Origin of the sequence: Bacillus sp. NP247 (genome assembly GCF_018966865.1) — a bacterium.
Lineage (GTDB): Bacteria > Bacillota > Bacilli > Bacillales > Bacillaceae_G > Bacillus_A.
Genome location: NZ_CP076653.1, coordinates 248184 through 265099 on the forward strand (window position 1 = coordinate 248184; position 16916 = coordinate 265099).

At 36.0% G+C, this 16916-nt stretch carries 16 protein-coding genes; 6 read left to right on the forward strand and 10 right to left on the reverse strand.

Annotated features, from left to right (window positions below):
- The first annotated feature begins 46 nt into the window (after nucleotides 1–46).
- Nucleotides 47–889, forward strand: a complete 843-nt coding sequence (locus KPL75_RS01380; protein ID WP_219919098.1) for a COG4705 family protein — start codon at nucleotides 47–49, stop codon at nucleotides 887–889.
- Nucleotides 890–1201: 312 nt separating this feature from the next.
- On the opposite strand, the gene KPL75_RS01385 is transcribed toward KPL75_RS01380, so the two are convergent.
- The 4 genes from KPL75_RS01385 to KPL75_RS01400 form a co-directional block, all read right to left on the reverse strand.
- A complete protein-coding gene (locus KPL75_RS01385; RefSeq protein ID WP_219919099.1) occupies nucleotides 1202–2752 on the reverse strand; it encodes an MFS transporter in 1551 nt (516 codons plus the stop codon).
- A gap of 11 nt (nucleotides 2753–2763) precedes the next feature.
- Nucleotides 2764–3348 (reverse strand): TetR/AcrR family transcriptional regulator, encoded by a 585-nt coding sequence (locus KPL75_RS01390; protein ID WP_219919100.1) that lies wholly within the window; start codon nucleotides 3346–3348, stop codon nucleotides 2764–2766.
- 103 nt (nucleotides 3349–3451) lie between these two features.
- Entirely contained in the window at nucleotides 3452–4450 is a 999-nt protein-coding gene (locus KPL75_RS01395; protein WP_219919101.1) for a hypothetical protein, read from the reverse strand.
- Nucleotides 4440–5018: a sigma-70 family RNA polymerase sigma factor gene (locus KPL75_RS01400; protein WP_201040282.1), complete on the reverse strand. Its 579-nt coding sequence runs from the start codon at nucleotides 5016–5018 to the stop codon at nucleotides 4440–4442. The genes KPL75_RS01395 and KPL75_RS01400 overlap by 11 nt, the downstream gene beginning before the upstream one ends.
- Before the next feature lie 130 nt (nucleotides 5019–5148).
- On the opposite strand from KPL75_RS01400, the gene KPL75_RS01405 reads away from it, so the two are divergent.
- Both KPL75_RS01405 and tnpB read left to right on the forward strand, forming a co-directional pair.
- Complete coding sequence (locus tag KPL75_RS01405; protein ID WP_219919102.1) at nucleotides 5149–5631, forward strand: hypothetical protein; 483 nt, start codon at nucleotides 5149–5151, stop codon at nucleotides 5629–5631.
- Entirely contained in the window at nucleotides 5612–5740 is a 129-nt protein-coding gene (tnpB, locus tag KPL75_RS01410; protein WP_002165570.1) for an IS66 family insertion sequence element accessory protein TnpB, read from the forward strand. The genes KPL75_RS01405 and tnpB overlap by 20 nt, the downstream gene beginning before the upstream one ends.
- 266 nt (nucleotides 5741–6006) lie before the next feature.
- On the opposite strand, the gene KPL75_RS01415 is transcribed toward tnpB, so the two are convergent.
- Complete coding sequence (locus KPL75_RS01415; protein WP_219919103.1) at nucleotides 6007–6543, reverse strand: DinB family protein; 537 nt, start codon at nucleotides 6541–6543, stop codon at nucleotides 6007–6009.
- 110 nt (nucleotides 6544–6653) lie between these two features.
- Nucleotides 6654–7700 (reverse strand): DUF2332 domain-containing protein, encoded by a 1047-nt coding sequence (locus KPL75_RS01420; RefSeq protein ID WP_219919104.1) that lies wholly within the window; start codon nucleotides 7698–7700, stop codon nucleotides 6654–6656.
- A gap of 400 nt (nucleotides 7701–8100) precedes the next feature.
- On the opposite strand from KPL75_RS01420, the gene KPL75_RS01425 reads away from it, so the two are divergent.
- Nucleotides 8101–9603 carry a malate:quinone oxidoreductase gene (locus tag KPL75_RS01425; RefSeq protein ID WP_219919105.1) on the forward strand — a complete coding sequence of 501 codons (1503 nt, stop codon included), beginning with the start codon at nucleotides 8101–8103 and terminating at the stop codon, nucleotides 9601–9603.
- Nucleotides 9604–9666: 63 nt separating this feature from the next.
- On the opposite strand, the gene lsrB is transcribed toward KPL75_RS01425, so the two are convergent.
- Genes lsrB through KPL75_RS01445 form a run of 4 tightly spaced genes read right to left on the reverse strand, consistent with a single transcriptional unit; the run spans nucleotide 9667 to nucleotide 14160 of the window.
- Entirely contained in the window at nucleotides 9667–10710 is a 1044-nt protein-coding gene (lsrB, locus tag KPL75_RS01430; protein WP_219919106.1) for an autoinducer 2 ABC transporter substrate-binding protein LsrB, read from the reverse strand.
- On the reverse strand, nucleotides 10707–11705 hold the full coding sequence (locus KPL75_RS01435; protein ID WP_219919107.1) for an ABC transporter permease: 999 nt from the start codon (nucleotides 11703–11705) through the stop codon (nucleotides 10707–10709). The genes lsrB and KPL75_RS01435 overlap by 4 nt, the downstream gene beginning before the upstream one ends.
- Nucleotides 11702–12670: an ABC transporter permease subunit gene (locus KPL75_RS01440; RefSeq protein WP_219919108.1), complete on the reverse strand. Its 969-nt coding sequence runs from the start codon at nucleotides 12668–12670 to the stop codon at nucleotides 11702–11704. Before KPL75_RS01440 ends, KPL75_RS01435 begins: the two co-directional genes overlap by 4 nt.
- Nucleotides 12667–14160 (reverse strand): sugar ABC transporter ATP-binding protein, encoded by a 1494-nt coding sequence (locus KPL75_RS01445; RefSeq protein ID WP_219919109.1) that lies wholly within the window; start codon nucleotides 14158–14160, stop codon nucleotides 12667–12669. The genes KPL75_RS01440 and KPL75_RS01445 overlap by 4 nt, the downstream gene beginning before the upstream one ends.
- A 197-nt stretch (nucleotides 14161–14357) precedes the next feature.
- Here KPL75_RS01445 and KPL75_RS01450 point away from each other — a divergent pair, with 197 nt between their 5' ends.
- Nucleotides 14358–15290: a sugar-binding transcriptional regulator gene (locus KPL75_RS01450; RefSeq protein WP_219919110.1), complete on the forward strand. Its 933-nt coding sequence runs from the start codon at nucleotides 14358–14360 to the stop codon at nucleotides 15288–15290.
- On the forward strand, nucleotides 15290–16852 hold the full coding sequence (gene lsrK, locus KPL75_RS01455; protein ID WP_219919111.1) for an autoinducer-2 kinase: 1563 nt from the start codon (nucleotides 15290–15292) through the stop codon (nucleotides 16850–16852). The genes KPL75_RS01450 and lsrK overlap by 1 nt, the downstream gene beginning before the upstream one ends.
- Nucleotides 16853–16916: the final 64 nt, after the last annotated feature.

Sequence of the window (16916 nt, forward strand, 5' to 3'; positions counted from 1 at the left end):
TATAAATTGGCGTTGGCCATAAAAAACTAATAAGGAGGAATCCTACATGAACTATTATGAGAAGGATCAGGATCAGGATAAGAATAGAGAAAATCCATCCATTTCTGATGAAGTCGCTTCCGTCTCATCACGAGGCTGGCAGATGCTGAACAAAGTTCCAGAAGTCACGATTTTCTTCTGGATTATCAAAATCATGGCAACTACAGTGGGCGAAACAGGCGCAGACTTCTTAAATACAAACCTGAACTTTGGCTTGACTAACACGACCTTTGTTATGAGTGCTCTCTTGCTCATCACACTGTTCTTCCAGTTCAAATTGAAGAAATATGTTCCAGGAATTTACTGGCTCACTGTCTTGCTGATTAGTGTTGTCGGCACGCTAGTCACCGACAATCTTACGGACAACTTCGGGGTCGCTCTAGAGACGACCACCATCGTTTTCACCCTTTTCCTACTGGCAACTTTTGCTGCTTGGTACGTGAGTGAGAAGACACTGTCCATTCACTCTATTTACACGACAAAGCGAGAAGCATTCTACTGGTTGTCTATTCTGTTCACCTTCGCCTTAGGTACCGCAGCTGGTGATCTCGTAGCAGAGAGTCTCAACTTAGGTTACTGGATTTCAGCGCTCATATTCGCCGCATTAATTGGGGCTGTAACCGTCGCTTACTACCGCTTCAAATTAAATGCAGTGTTGGCCTTTTGGATCGCTTATATTTTAACTCGTCCTTTCGGTGCCTCTTTTGGCGATTATCTATCACAGCCTCACGATTCCGGTGGCCTTGGTCTCGGTACGGTAGGAACAAGCGTAATCTTCCTCGTAATAATCTTGAGCTTAGTTATTTATTTGACCAAGACGAAAAAAGACGCGAGCCAGAGCCTAAATTAATATATATTTTGTCTAAACCTTAAAATAGGTGACATGATTGCCTAATCGTTAGTACAAAATTTCAAACAAGAGAAAATGAAAAGGCAATACTACATTTAAACTACCAGTAGTATTGCCTTTTTTATAAAACAAATCATTATTTCGTCTAATATACTATGAATTAAAGAAATAAGAGCTTGCTTTGTATCCTCATCTGTAACTTTTGCATCATCACTAAATTTAGTGCGCACAGACTTGATTAATAACGAGCCATTTTGAACGACGGTTGTATATTCATTAATTTTGTTTACATAATAATATTATGTAATAAAACTATCCTTTTAACGAGATTGCACCTGTTTTCCTACTAACATACATACCAACTACATTACAAATGAGCGCTAAAGTAAAAATAACTGCACCCATTAAAAATGTTTTATTAAAACTATATACAATTCCTTGTTTATGTTGCTGCTTCATCTGCTCGTATAACTTGTTGCCCTCTTCAGACTTTAATATGCTGTATTGATTTTTATCAATTCCTTTCATCGCTTGCAACACTTGTTCTCTTTCTATATTTGTTAAATTACTTTTTTCAATTACAGTCATTGCTTCCCTATCTACTTTTTCTTTTTCAACTAACAATTGATGATTCAAAAACATGACCAGTATCGCTAACCCTACAATACTTCCGACCGTTCTAGAGATATTACATACGCTTGAAGCAACACCTGTTTTCTCCGTAGGCACACTTAAAACCGCAGTTGTTGTATACGGTGCTAAAGTGCACCCTGTTCCAATTCCAACGATCACTAATCGCCATATATAATCCCATGTAGTAAAGTTTGAATCTATATGACTAAATAAATATGAGGCTATGATAAAAGCAATGATCCCTATACTACCTATTAATAAACTACCTCGTTTCGCTGCAATTGGTGTTACTACCCCTGTAACAACCATAGATACAATTGCTAAAGTACTAATAATTAAGCCTGACTGTAGTTCAGACATACTTTCTACTTGAACGAAATAAAAAGCAAGTATAAATAAAAAGTTCATTAATCCCATACCAACGAAAAATAAGGAAAGATTTGAAATTGAAAACTCTATGTATGAAAACAACTTTAAAGGTAACATTGGATTATTATTTTTCTTTTCGATAATAAAAAATAATATAGAATTTATTAATGAGAGCATAAAAAGAAGAATTAAACTTAACATACTTAATTGATTTGTATTTACTTGCATGAGTGCATATACAAGTATGCATAGTGCGGATGCAGAAGTAATCATACCCGCCCAATCTATTTTAGAGCTTGCAGTATGATCATACGATTCTTTAATACAAAGAATCACGAAGATTAAAGATAATATACCAACTGGGACATTAATAAAAAACACCCAGCTCCAATTCAATTTATTAGTTAAAACACCACCAAGTGAAGGACCAATTGCCGCCGCTAACCCTCCGAAAGCCCCCATAATACCGCCTATCATACCTTGTTTCTCTTTCGATACTAACTCAAGGCCCAGAGGCATAGCAACTGGTACGATAATTGCGGCCGAAATCCCTTGCAATACTCTAAAAACTACTAGTGTATGAAACGAATTGGCAATACCACACATAAGCGAACTAATAGAAAACCCTAATAAACCTATAATATACAGCTTCTTGCGACCAAACTGGTCCGCAAGACGTGCTGCAATTAATAAACACGCTACAAAGGCAACATTATAACTATTAGCAAACCAAGAAATGGTATCAATTGATGTATGAAATGTCTTTGTCATTTCTGGTAATGCGATATTTACAATGTTTGAATCTAAAATTGCCATAAAAAAACCTGCGATTAAAGCTAGTAATGCAAATATATTTCGCATTTTCCCCATCCCTATTCGTTTTCTTTATTTAAGATCCCATTCATAAATAAATTTACACAAGTCTCTATATACTCTTCTATCTGAATTTCTTCTTCCGCTATACTAACATTCATAATGTATAAAAACAGTTGTCCGTAAAACATATTCGCTATTAAATGGTAGTTACATGAGGAAATATGCCCCTTCTCTCCAAGTTGCTTTAAATAAGTTTCTAAATGATCCACCAAATGTGAATTCAACTCATCCAGTAATGTTTTCATTTCACTATTTTGTCTTGATTCTATTAACGCAGCCCAAATATAATTTAGCTTCGGCAAATTGATTTGAATATATGTTTCTGCTACTTTCGTAAGGTCCTTATGTAAATTACCAGTAAATTGCTCTTCTATTTCCTCTAACAAGGCCACTGGTGTCGTACGTAAAATAATACTCTCTCTAAATAGGTTTTCCTTATTTTTAAAGTTACGGAATATTGTTAATTCGCTAACCCCTGCTTTTTCCGCCACTTCACGAATTGTTGCCGCTGTATACCCCTTTTCACCGAATAATAAAGTAGCAGCTTCCATAACTTTTTCTCTTGCTGTTAATTTCCCCATCTTTATTCCTCCATTCAACATGTAAGTAAGTGATTACTAACATATTATCATAAAAGAAAAATGAAAGTAACTACTTACTTTCATTTTTCTGAAATTTCATTATCTATTCAACAACTGAAATTAAAACTTTCTCAAGCTCTTTTTTAGATAGCATACTATCGTTTATATAGACTTGGTATGCATTTCTTCCTTCCTTTGCTGGTACCACTATTTTCATAGCCCGTACATTCGACTCTTTATACTCACCAAATGTAATATCGTATCCTTTTAGTTTATATGTTTTAATGTCTTTATAAAAATTTGGTCCTTTTTCAGTTGCTTTATCAAACGGTTCTTCAATAAAATAATCTTTTTTATCATCTTGATGTATTTCTAATTGATGAATTGTAAATCCTAATTCCGCGTTTGATGTAGATGGCTTTTTTTTCACATTACGATCTTCATATCTCATTGTAATTAGAGGGATTGGTTTTCCCACTGTTGCATTCGCCTTTGCTTCTTCAAATACTACTTGATACCCAGAAGGAATATATGTGGGATGCTTTATTAGAAAACCAGCTATTTGTTCAGCGTGTTCAAATGTATATGTAAAATGTTGATCTAATCTTTCTTCATATTTGTTTAGCTCTTCCATTACCTCACTATCTCTTTTTTCTTCATCAGCATTTAGACGATCTGTAGCTGTATATTTTCTTTCTCCGTTCTCTACGACACTAACTTTTTTATAAAAATGATATGTTTCTTGTAATAACTCTACATATTTTTCAAAGTCCTCTTTTGCAAATAATTTTTTAGCAACTTCTACCCTCTCCATCAATCCTGTATAGCCGTCTTCTGACATTCCCATATCTTTTCTCGCTTCTTCTGGTGTACCTATAATTTTATCGATTATTGTTGTACCCGCAAAAGTACCGGTTGGAATAAGAACAGCCGCAGCTATAAAGCCAAGTAATAACTTTTTTTTCATAGAAGTTTTCCCTTTGTTTTTCATTTGTTGGTATTTATGAAAAGAGGTTTGTACTTTATTTTCTAGATTAGTATTTGGTTCGATTGATTCCGCTTTTCTTTTCAATTCATTCGTTATATATTTTTCAAAATCCATTTACTTCTCCCTCCCTTATTTCTGGCATATGTTCCATTTCTGTTCTTAATTGTTTTAACGCTGTATGTAATCGAGATTTCACTGTGCCAACAGGGATTTGAAGAAGCATTGCAATTTCGTCCAGGCTATATTCATGGAAGTAACGCATAATAACGACTTCACGATGCTTATACGATAATTTTTGTACAACTTCTACTAGTTCATTACGTGTTTCTTTATGTAAAATGCCCTCATCCATTATATATGACCGGTCTTGCTCATACATTTTCTTCTTTTCAAAGATTCGAAATCGCCGCCACGATTTACGACGCCAATCTTGCACTTGTTTTACAACGATACCATGTAACCAAAAACGAAATGAACGGTTCATATCATAATTCGTTACTGACTTCCACATTTTGATGTATACCTCATTAACTATATCGTCTACATCTTGGTGTTGATTCCCTAATAAAAATAATACTGTTCTATAAATATCTTTACTTGTTAATTCATAAATAACTTGAAAGGCTTCTTGGTCCCCTGACTCCATTTTATACAGCCATTCTTTTAATTCTACTTCATCCAAAATTACGTTCCCCTCTCATGATCCTTCACACAATATTCGTCCGTTTCTCACAAAAAGTTCATTTTACATAAAAATTTATTTATTACAATAAAAATATAATATATATTTTACAGAAAGGAGGATTCGTATAATGAACAAAGAAGACAAAATTTATGCTGAAAATGTATTAAAACATCTCTTCATAGGAGCACAAGTTGATGGATTGCAATTTGGTATTTCTCCAGCAACTATAAAGATTCATTTTACAGATTTTGAAGCCACCGTTGATTATGACGGGCAATTATATGTCAACATTGAATCGAAATGGTTTTTATTTAATACTCCACCTGAAAAATATCCATCTAATGAGGAGGAATTTGACGATTATACTGAGGAGGAAGAATATAAGAGAATTTTTGAAGTAAGAAGACAAAAAGTTACAGACATACAACTTGCTAATGAATCTCCGCATTTATTTATAACATTTGAGAACGGACAAATCATGTTTGTAAATGGTTTTCATGATCACTATGAATGCTGGCAAGCTGGGGTCCAATGTGAGGATTGGCTTGTAGTTGCTGCACCTGGAAATGAAATCTCTATTTGGACTCCCGATGAATTTACTAATAAATAAGCTGTCAGAAATCACAATAGAAAAAGTATATCTTGCACCAGGGGCAACAGATTTACGTAAATCAATTGATGGACTAGCGACTGTTGTAAAAGAAGAATTTGAAATTTAAAATCACCTCGTTTTAACAGGAAAAAGTGGCATTTTTACTATTTCTAACGTTCGCTAATGCTTATTGCGTGATTTGGTTCCAATGCTACTACACAAACCCCCATACCCACCCTTAACTTGATGGGCATGTATAGTGCCCCCTATTAGCATCAACGAGAAGGAATAGACCTTGTAAAAAAACATTTATAATTCCATTGATACGCAGAAAAATAAAAAGAGAATAATTCATAAATTCCCTATGAATCATTCTCTTTTTATTTTCATATTTTAACGTGCTGGATATGCCTTAGAACCCAAATAACGTTCTTTTATAAGTTGACAATGATGAAGCTCATGACCAGCAATTATGTTTGTTAATGCAAGAACCGTGACTTCAGAATTGTTCGCAATTCCCCATTGTAACCAAGCTTCTTTATCTAAACTTTTAAGCAAATGTATAGTAGATTGGCGAACAACTGTTAAATTCTCAAGAAGATCTTGCATAGATTGCTTATCAAAAGCTGCTCTAAGAACATACATATCATCGTTATATCCAGGAAGTTCTGCTGTCTCGCCTCTTGCTATGGAAAGCAATCGATACACCATAATACGTTCAGTATCCGCAATATGACCGATTACTTCTTTTATACTCCATTTATTAGGAGCATATCTAAAATGTCCCTCACTATCAGAAATATCCTTCAATAAAAGATTTGTTTCTTTCATTTGTTTCTCTAAAATATGTATGATATCTCCATCTGGTATTAAGCTTATGTACGTTGAATAATACGGGTTATATTCATTTGCTTCTGGTCTCTTTTGCACGCTTATCATCCTTTTTATTTTATCCTTATATACAACTTATCATAATTATTATCATATTAATCAAAAAAATTTAATTTTAAAACAAAAGATCTCCACTCTATAGGATTACATTAACAAAATGACTCATTCCCCAGCATCCAACTAAACCACTTTCCATGCCCTTCCGTTTCCCCAACCGTTTCACAATATTCGTTTCCGTTAATATAATAATCAATATGAAGGTCCCGGTCCCACATGTTGTTATATAGGTGGAATACATCACGTTTTGCACCAATTTCTTTAATTTGTTTTTCTAGCGTATGTTTCACACCTTCTGGTATTTGATTCGCTACATGTGTATGGAAAATACAAATCACTGCATCTTCCCTTATTTGATCTACAATGGATGGTAGAAGCACTACACCATCACCTTCAATTAATTGCACTGATTGTTCTTTTACAAGTTCTGCTGCTTGATCGAATAGTACCAGTCTTTCTTTATGTTCTGGCCAAATAAGCGCTCGTAACCATAAATAGGCTTCGTCATCATTTAAATCGTTCACGTGTAAATCTAGTCCGATTCTTTCTAAGACAGGTGGACTTTGTTTTAGCAAATACGGCATATTATCCCCTCTTATTTCAGAGGTTAAATGAACATTCGATTGTGTATTTCCATACACTTCTTCCATTCCATATGAGTAACGATATTGATCCCAAAATAGTTGTAATCCCGCACTTGTACCAATTTCTATTAACGCTAACGGTTTGTTCACTTTATTAAATATGTAACAGAAACTTGGATATAAATAGGCACATCGCCTTACTTCATTCGTTTGAACGAGTTTCGTTTGTAATAAAGAGATAATTTCTTCTCGATATTCATGGCAAAAATCTTTAAATTGATGAAAGGCATGTTCAAAATTTGTATCAGCATTTTCAACTAAACTACGATAATACCTTTTTAAAGTATGTTTTTTTCCTTTTAACAATAAATAGTGTACTGCACCTAATAATAAGTTTGGAATTGGTTGACCAGGTTGTGCATAGGAAGCTAACGTAAGAACTTCCTCATCTTCAGAAATTTTTATTGCTAAATACTCGTATAAATCACTTGATCCTTTACATTCATTCACAGAAAAATTTCGAAATAAGTTTACGATTTGTTCTCGTGTAAGCATTGGTATCCCTCCTGTTTTATTTTCAGAATAATCTTACCACTAATTTTTAATTTACTCTATTTTTACAAATTTCCAAAGATAAAATAGAGTAATAAAAATATTAGTAAGTTTTTTCGGGATAACATCAAACTGGAATTCTTCTCCAAATCCCGCTTTACTACTATGCTTTTTACCCTTATGACAGAAGAATTCTATGAAATAAAACGTTAAATAGTTTAAAATTATCAGATAACACTAGATATTTTAGTCTATTAATTATTATAATAGACTATGAGATGGTTATATAATTGAGACAAAAAAGGTAAATACCTAGGTGGGGCCTAGGCGGTGTTTTCTTTTTACGGCTTAGATATTAAAACACCTACTCTTTTTTGCCAATATAGGGGATGGAGAGATTATCATGAGCAACATGCAGCAAAAAACAGACGTTATCTTAATTGGCGCTGGAATTATGAGCGCAACGTTAGGATCATTACTTAAAGAATTGGCACCTGAATGGGAAATTAAAGTATTTGAAAAACTCGCTAATGCCGGAGAAGAAAGTTCTAACGAATGGAATAATGCTGGTACAGGACATTCTGCGCTATGTGAGCTTAACTATACATCCGAAAAATCTGACGGGTCTATAGATATTGGTAAAGCTGTAAAAGTAAATGAGCAATTTCAACTTTCAAGACAATTTTGGGCGTATCTTGTAAAGAGAAACTTAATTCGTAATCCACAAGATTTTATTATGCCACTACCTCATATGAGTTTGGTGCAAGGGGAAAAAAATGTAGAGTTTCTAAAAAACCGTTTTGAAGCGCTTTCAAAAAATCCGCTATTCCAAGGAATGGAATTTTCTGATGCTCCTGATACATTAAAAAAATGGCTTCCACTCATTATGGAAGGCCGTACCTCTAATGAACCGGTGGCTGCAACGAAAATTGATTCTGGAACAGATGTTAACTTTGGTGCGTTAACACGCATGTTGTTTGATTACTTAAAAACTAAAAATGTCGAACTAAACTACAAACACAGTGTTGAAAATATTAAACGTGCGAAGAACGGTTTGTGGGAAGTGAAAGTACACGATATGAATAGTGGTAAAATCGAACACCATACTGCAAAGTTCGTCTTTATCGGCGGCGGTGGCGGTAGTCTACCTCTACTTCAGAAGACTGGTATTCCTGAATCAAAACATATTGGAGGATTCCCAGTAAGTGGACTATTTATGGTATGTAAAAACCAACAAGTTATAGAGCAGCATCATGCAAAAGTATACGGAAAAGCTAAAGTTGGTGCTCCGCCAATGTCTGTACCTCACCTTGATACAAGATATATAGACAACAAAAAAGCTTTACTGTTTGGACCATTTGCAGGCTTCTCACCTAAATTCTTAAAAACTGGCTCAAACCTTGATTTAATTGGTTCTGTAAAACCAAATAACGTCTTAACGATGTTAGCAGCCGGTGTAAAAGAAATGGGATTAACAAAATACTTAATCCAACAAGTTATGTTATCACACGAAAAGCGTATGGAAGAATTACGTGAGTTTATTCCGAACGCTAAAAGTGAAGATTGGGATACTGTCGTTGCTGGACAACGTGTGCAAGTAATTAAAGATACTGATGCAGGTGGTAAAGGCACACTTCAATTTGGTACAGAAGTTGTTAGTGCAAATGACGGATCAATCGCTGCGTTACTTGGTGCTTCTCCAGGTGCTTCTACTGCTGTTCACGTTATGCTTGAAGTATTAGAAAAATGCTTCCCAGAACGTATACTAGAATGGGAGCCAAAGATAAAAGAAATGGTCCCTTCTTACGGCGTGTCACTTACGGAAAATCCAAGACTGTTCCAAGAGCTTCACGCTTCCACAGGACGCACACTTGGGTTAAATGAAAAAGAAGCTGTTCACAATTAATGAATAGATTTTAAAAACGACATAATAAAAACGTCCGATATATTCGGACGTTTTTATTTTCTACTAGAAATTATACTTATCGATATTATCCTTCGTAAATACAACTCGTTCAGGAAGTACGATAATACCGTTTCCCTCCGCCTCATAGTCATACCCTTGAATAGAGTTTGGCTCTACTTTCACTTTGCCGATTCCTTTTACTTCAAAGCTATCCCCTACTTTTAATTTCTTCCCTTTTACAACAATTTCATTTGCAACATAAGTTGCGAGTGCACCTTGTTGTTTAACATCCCATAATCCGAATTGTTGTACTGTTCCTCGTTTTACATACTCACGCATAACGTTCGGTGTCGAAAACCCAGTTACGACTACTTTCTTATCCATTTTCAAATTCTCAGTTGCTTGCGCCATCGCTGGAAGTGCTGTTGCATCTGGACATATTACTGCGTTAATATCCGGATATGTTTTTAAAATACTCTCCCCTACTGATAAAGATTTCTGCGCATTATTTTCACCGTATTGCGTCGTTACAATTTCCCAATTCGGATATTTCTCTTTAATAATCTCTTTCGCCTTCGTTACCCATTGATTTTGATCTGTTACAGTCGGGCTTGAATAAAAGAATGCTACTTTTCCTTTATCTCCAATTTGCTTAGAAGTCATTTCAATTAATAAGTTTGCTAGTTGGTCTGGTGTACCTTGGCTAATATAAAACGAACGGTCTTTCGGATTCACATCAGAATCCCACGTTAATACGGTCATCCCCTTTTTCTTTGCACGTTGTAATGATTGCGAAAGACCATCAACTGACGTAGATGAAACCATAATTGAATCGTAGTTTTGATTAATAAAATTGTTTATATATTTTACTTGCCCTGATACGCTCGCTTCAGAAGGTCCATCATATTTCACTTGTACACCTAACTTATCTCCCATCTCTTTTGCACCTTCACCGCCTGATGTAAAGAAGCCAACTCCCGTTAATTTCGGAATAAATGCAAATTTCACATCATCTGCTTTTTTCTTATCCGCTGTTTGGCTAGAACAAGCGATTAAACCGACTAAACAAATACACATAATAATAACAATCCCCAGTTTTCTCTTCATGACATTTCCCCCTTATGCAAATTCCTTCTTTTCTCCGTAGTGAATCGTTGTAATTTGAAATGTCTCATAATAACAGAAACAATAAGGATAATACCTATTACTACATTTGATTGTTCATTCGTTAAGCCCGTCATTTGCAAACCATACTGCATAAGTCCTATAAAAATACTCGCTAGTACTGTCCCAATAATGCTACCTTTGCCGCCTGTAATAAGTGTGCCTCCTAATACAACTGCCGTAATAACTGGCAAAATTGTTTCACTTCCAATATCAGCACGAGCAGAACCGAAATACGCTGTTAAGAAAGCTCCTCCTAATCCACCTCCTAGCCCAGAAAGTACGTAAGCAATAATGACTACTTTCTTCGTTCGAATTCCGGAATATTTCGCCGTACTTTCATTTGCGCCAGTTAATTTTGCGTGGCGACCGTATGTTATACGGTGAAACAATATCGTAAATACTATCGTTAAAATGACAAGGAGCCATAATAAATTAGGTATACCGATAAAACTACCATTTGCCAGTTGCACATACGAATCTGGTAAACCACTTATTCCTTCATAGCCCGCTGCACCCGAACCACCTGAAATAACAAGGGCGATTCCTGCATATAAAAACATCGTTCCAAGTGTAACAACAAGAGGTTCTACATCTGTCATTTTTATAATAAGTCCATTTAATCCGCCCGCTATACAACTTACTACGAGCGAAATGAAAACGGCCAACAGTATAGGCATGCCATTCATCCAAAGTACACCGATAAAAATCGAAGTAAGCCCCATAATCGATCCTACTGATACATCGATTCCACCAGTTACAATGACAAATGTCATCGGAATAGCCGCGATTGAAATAATGAGGAAATCGTTCATACTAAAAAGGAGGTTACTAATGTTTAAGAAATCACTATTTATAAAACTAAAGAGCATGAATTCTACGAGAAGCAATATGAGAAGAACCCCTTCCCATCTATACAAGCTACGTATTCCCCTCATAGATTCACCCTCCTTTCTTCTAATTGCCGGAGTTTCTTCCATTTTTTTAAGACGCTATCTAATATGATGATGAGTAAAAGTAAAAATCCTGAAATAGCACTATTCCAAAATGCAGGTATTTTTAAAAAGACGAGTGAACTGCTTATCACTTCTAAAAAGAATGCGCCTAATGCCGCTCCAAATATAGAACCTGTTCCTCCTTTTAAATGAATACCACCTAAAACAGCAGCGGCAATCACTTGCAATTCTATCCCTGTACCTGTTTGATTTGGAACGAACCCAATATTCATCACGAATATGCATCCAGCGAGCCCAGCGCTTATGCCTGATATGATAAACGCGTATATTTTCACTTTATCTACAGCTATTCCAATAAGTCTTGCACCATCTTCATTATCACCCACCGCATAAAAATATCTTCCAATTTGCACTTTCATTAAAAGGAAATATAATAGTAGTAATATGATAAGAACGGTCCATACCGTTATCGGCATGCCTAACATCATAATAGAAGAAATTTGTTTATACTCATTCGGAATATCTTCAATCCACTTTCCGCCCGTAAATATTAACATTGCACCTCTAATAATCCCGAGCATTCCTAATGTCATAATGATAGCTGGCACTCGAAATTTCGTAACGCCAATTCCGTTTACCATACCAATAAGAGCACCAAGTATAATTGCCGCAAATATTGAAAAGAAAGTATTGTATCCATTTGTTAACAACATCCCGCAAACCGCAGCGCTTAATCCCATAATAGATCCTACTGATACATCTATATTTTTCGTAAACAATACGAAAGATTGACCTATTGCCAAAACAACTAAAATAACGCTTGATTTCATAATTAAAGATAAAGAGCTAAACTGAACAAAACTCGGATTCATTACTCCAACGAAGGCTATGTAAAGAAGTAATAAAATAATAATAGACGTCTCATGCATTTTAAATATACGTTTCACTCCGTTACACCTCCCTTTCCTCCGTACGCAAGGCGTGTAACTTCATCAATACAAATTTCCTTCTTCTCTAAATGAGAGACGAATTCTCCGTTTCTCATTACATATACCCGATTCGCTAATTGGACAATTTCTTCTACATCTGAAGAGATTAATATGATCGCAAGCCCCTCTCTCTTCAAACTTTGTATCGTTTCGTATACTTCTAGTCTTGCTTTCGCATCAATACCGCGGGTCGGTTCATCAAGAATAATCACTTTCGGATTACATGCAAGATATTTCGCTAGCACGACCTTCTGTTGGTTCCCACCTGATAAAGACGTCATCTCTTCATTCATATGTGCGGCAACAATTCTAAACTGTTTTATATACAATTCGGATAAAGCGCTTTCTTTTTTGTCATTTAAAAAGAAGCTACTAATACCGTTTAAAGATGCAGATGTTATATTTTCCTTAACAGACGCAATTGAAAAAATACCATTCCCTGCCCGGTCTTCTGGTACATACACCATACCTTCCTTTATTCGCTTATGTACCGAATGCTTCGTAATGGATTTTCCCTCTAATAAAACAGAACCTGATTTCAAAGGAATTAATCCGAATATCGATTCAGCTAATTCAGTCCTACCTGATCCGACGATACCTGCAATCCCGACAACTTCTCCAGCGTGTACAGTTAATGATACATTTTGAAACGCATAACTAGACGCATTCGTGACGTCTAATACTTTTTCCGAATGCTCTGTTTCCTCTTGTATGATCTCTTTTTTCTCCTCAAGTTTATAACCTTTCGATAATAATCCCTCCATTAGCATGTCATATGTATAGCTTGATACATCCCCTTGACTTACAATCATTCCGTCACGCAAAATCGCTACTTTATTCGCAATTTCAAAGATTTCTGGAAAACGATGCGTAATATAAATCATGCCAATTCCTTTTTCTCTTAAACTTTTCATCAACACAAAAAGACTCTTAATTTCGTGAGTTGTTAATGTCGATGTTGGCTCATCTAAAATAAGAATCTCAGCTTCCCTTATTAATCCTCTTAATATTTCTACCAATTGTTGCTGAGCAATTGATAACGATAACCCTAGCTCATGAAGTTGAATGTTCCATCCTAAGTCTTCTAGTAACTTATTAATTTTATTTCGCAGTTCTTTCTTTTTCGCTTTCATTCCGATACAAATGTTCTCTTCAATTGTCATATGAGGAAATATGAGGGGCTCTTGTGGTATTAAATAAATGCCATGTTGATGCGCTTCTGCTGTGTTTGAAAACTGTTTCATTTCCCCTTTCACAAACATCTCGCCTGAATCGTATGAATGCAAACCCGTTAATATTTTCATTAACGTTGATTTCCCGGCACCATTTCCACCGACTAAAGCGTATACATCTCCACGCTCTAATTGCAAATTAACTTCTTTTAATACGAGTTGATTTGCAAATGATTTACTCATCTTTGTAACTTGTAATAAGAGCACGTTCTCCACATGATGTCACCTGCCTTTATGCAGAACATTTTTTGAGAAAATGATTTTTTGTTCTACTTGTTTTGTAGCATTGTATATTCCTTTTTTCATATCTAGAACACTTTTTTCACCGGACTATTTATCGCTTCAACTGGAATAAACAAAATAACGAGCACATATGTTTAAGCAGTGGTCAATTGTTGAAAGGGATGAAGAGTATGTCACAGCTGAACTTTGAAGACAATTTGTTAACAAAAGTAGCTTGGTACTATTATAAAGATCAATTAACCCAGCAAGAAATTGCTTCACTTCTTCACATTTCACGCAATAAAGTCGTTCGGTTGTTAGATAAAGCACGGACGGAAGGTGTCGTCACATTTCACGTAAAAGGTACTGGTTTGCACTGTTTAAGTATTGAACGTGACCTTATGAAAAAGTTCCATCTAAAAGATGCTTTTGTTATTCCAACGCCAACAGAAGATTATGCATATTCACTCGGAAAAGCTACCGCACAATATTTAGAAACTCACCTGCAACAAGGCGATTTACTCGGCATTGGCTGGGGAGAGACGATCAGTAAAATGTTAGAAAACATCCATTTTGAAAGTTCTATGAATCTTTCAATCGTTACTCTTACAGGCGGTGTTAACCACTATATTCCGAGGAAACAAAACTATTTGAACTACATGCAAGGAGATCTTCACATTATTCCTACCCCTTTTCTAGCATCCACAACCGAAATGGCGCAAAGTATTCTATCAGAACCGAGCGTGAAAGATATGCTTCACGTCGCTTCACTTGCTCATACAGCAGTAGTTGGCATTGGCGGATTATCTCAAGATGCCACAATTGTAAAAGAAGAAAAATTAACGCTACATGAAATGACATATATACGTAGTCAGAACGGAGCCGGAGATATTTTAGGTCAATTTTATAATACTGATGGAAAACAATTAGAGCTTCCCCATCATAACCGTCTTATCGGCACACCACTCTCTGTTCTTCAAAGTATGAAACATGTCGTTGGTGTAGCTGGCAGTACTGAAAAGTTAGATGCAATTTTCGGCGCCTTAAAAGGAAAATTCATCCATACATTAATTACCGACGAAGAAACTGCTCTCTCCTTATTAAGAAAGGAAGGTGACTCTTAATGTCTACTCTATTAGCTTACGATGCTGGTACAGGAAGTATTCGAGCAGTCCTTTTTGATTTACAAGGAAATCAGCTTGCAGTCAGTCAAAAAGAATGGATTCATAAATCCGATAGTCGTTATCCCGGTTCTATGAATTTTGATGTAAAAGAAAATTGGCAGCTCGTCCAAGAATGTACAAAGGATGTGCTGCAAAAAAGTAATACGTCCCCCTCTTCTATTAAAGGTATAAGTGCAACGAGCATGCGCGAAGGCTTTGTTTTATACGATAAAAACGGGCAAGAAATATGGGCTTGTGCAAATGTTGATGGCCGCGCATCAGCGGAAGTTAGTGAACTAAAACAAATACGTTCCGAAATTGAAGAAGATTTATATAGAAAATCCGGTCAAACTTTTTCGTTAGGTGCTTTACCTCGCTTACTTTGGATTAAAAACCATGAACCAGACGTGTACAAAAACATTCATTCCTTTACGATGTTAAACGATTGGATTTTATATAAATTGTGCGGCGTACTGCAAATTGATTCTTCAAATGGATGTACGTCCGGTATATTCGATTTACAAAATAGAGCTTGGGATAATTCCATCGCTGAGCAATGCGGTCTTACTCTAGCCTTTTCTCCAAAAGTAAATGAAGCTGGTACAACTATTGGGAATGTCACAAAACGAAGTGCTGAATTAACAGGATTACATGAAGGAACTCCTGTCGTTGCTGGCGGCGGTGATGCTCAAATGGCATCACTCGGAACTGGAGTTGTTAAGCAAAATCAAACATTAATATGCGGGGGTAGCTTTTGGCAGCAAGAAGTTAACATTACTGAACCAATAACGGATCCGCATGCTGCGATTCGCGTAAATTGCCATGTCGTTCCTAACCTTTGGCAATATGAAACGATCGCCTTTTTCCCAGGACTCGTTATGCGCTGGTTTCGAGATGCTTTTTGCCAAGAAGAAAAGAAACTCGCTGAAAAACTCGGTGTAGATGCATATGAATTGTTAGAAGAACAAGCGAAAGACGTACCTGTCGGCTCACATGGCATTATCCCTACTTTCTCAAACGTCATGAACTATATTTCTTGGCGTCATGCCGCACCTTCTTTTTTAAATTTAAGCTTAGATGCTGACAAATGTGGGAAGAAAGAAATGTTCCGCGCTATTGAAGAAAATGCCGCCTTCGTTACACTTGGAAACTTAAAACGAATTGAAAATCTCACAGGTACATTCCCTTCTGAAGTTGTTTTTGCTGGCGGTGGTGCTAAAGGAAAACTATGGCCGCAAATTCTATCAGACGTACTCGGTATTCCTGTAAAAGTACCCGTTGTGAAAGAAGCAGCTGCTTTAGGCACTGCAATTGCTGCTGGTGTTGGTGCTGGCATATATTCATCTATGGAAGAGACTGCCGAACAGTTTGTACAGTGGGAAAACACATTCGAACCGGTCACTGAAAACCATGAACACTATAAGGAATTCTATGAAACATGGAAAACCGTATATGACAGTCAGCTCGCTTTAGCCGATAAAGGACTTACATCACATATGTGGATTGCGCCTGGTGCACTGTAACACATTACATAAAGTGAAACTTTAATCAGTGGGGGTTTTCTTCATCCCCTGCTGATTATTAGTT

Excerpts from the sequence above, each read along its gene's own strand:
- KPL75_RS01380 (WP_219919098.1), top strand. The coding sequence starts at position 47 with ATGAACTATTATGAGAAGGATCAGGATCAGGATAAGAATAGAGAAAAT.
- KPL75_RS01385 (WP_219919099.1), bottom strand. The coding sequence starts at position 2,752 with ATGCGAAATATATTTGCATTACTAGCTTTAATCGCAGGTTTTTTTATG.
- KPL75_RS01390 (WP_219919100.1), bottom strand. The coding sequence starts at position 3,348 with ATGGGGAAATTAACAGCAAGAGAAAAAGTTATGGAAGCTGCTACTTTA.
- KPL75_RS01395 (WP_219919101.1), bottom strand. The coding sequence starts at position 4,450 with ATGGATTTTGAAAAATATATAACGAATGAATTGAAAAGAAAAGCGGAA.
- KPL75_RS01405 (WP_219919102.1), top strand. The coding sequence starts at position 5,149 with ATGAACAAAGAAGACAAAATTTATGCTGAAAATGTATTAAAACATCTC.
- tnpB (WP_002165570.1), top strand. The coding sequence starts at position 5,612 with ATGAATTTACTAATAAATAAGCTGTCAGAAATCACAATAGAAAAAGTA.
- KPL75_RS01420 (WP_219919104.1), bottom strand. The coding sequence starts at position 7,700 with ATGCTTACACGAGAACAAATCGTAAACTTATTTCGAAATTTTTCTGTG.
- KPL75_RS01425 (WP_219919105.1), top strand. The coding sequence starts at position 8,101 with ATGAGCAACATGCAGCAAAAAACAGACGTTATCTTAATTGGCGCTGGA.
- lsrB (WP_219919106.1), bottom strand. The coding sequence starts at position 10,710 with ATGAAGAGAAAACTGGGGATTGTTATTATTATGTGTATTTGTTTAGTC.
- KPL75_RS01435 (WP_219919107.1), bottom strand. The coding sequence starts at position 11,705 with ATGAGGGGAATACGTAGCTTGTATAGATGGGAAGGGGTTCTTCTCATA.
- KPL75_RS01450 (WP_219919110.1), top strand. The coding sequence starts at position 14,358 with ATGTCACAGCTGAACTTTGAAGACAATTTGTTAACAAAAGTAGCTTGG.
- lsrK (WP_219919111.1), top strand. The coding sequence starts at position 15,290 with ATGTCTACTCTATTAGCTTACGATGCTGGTACAGGAAGTATTCGAGCA.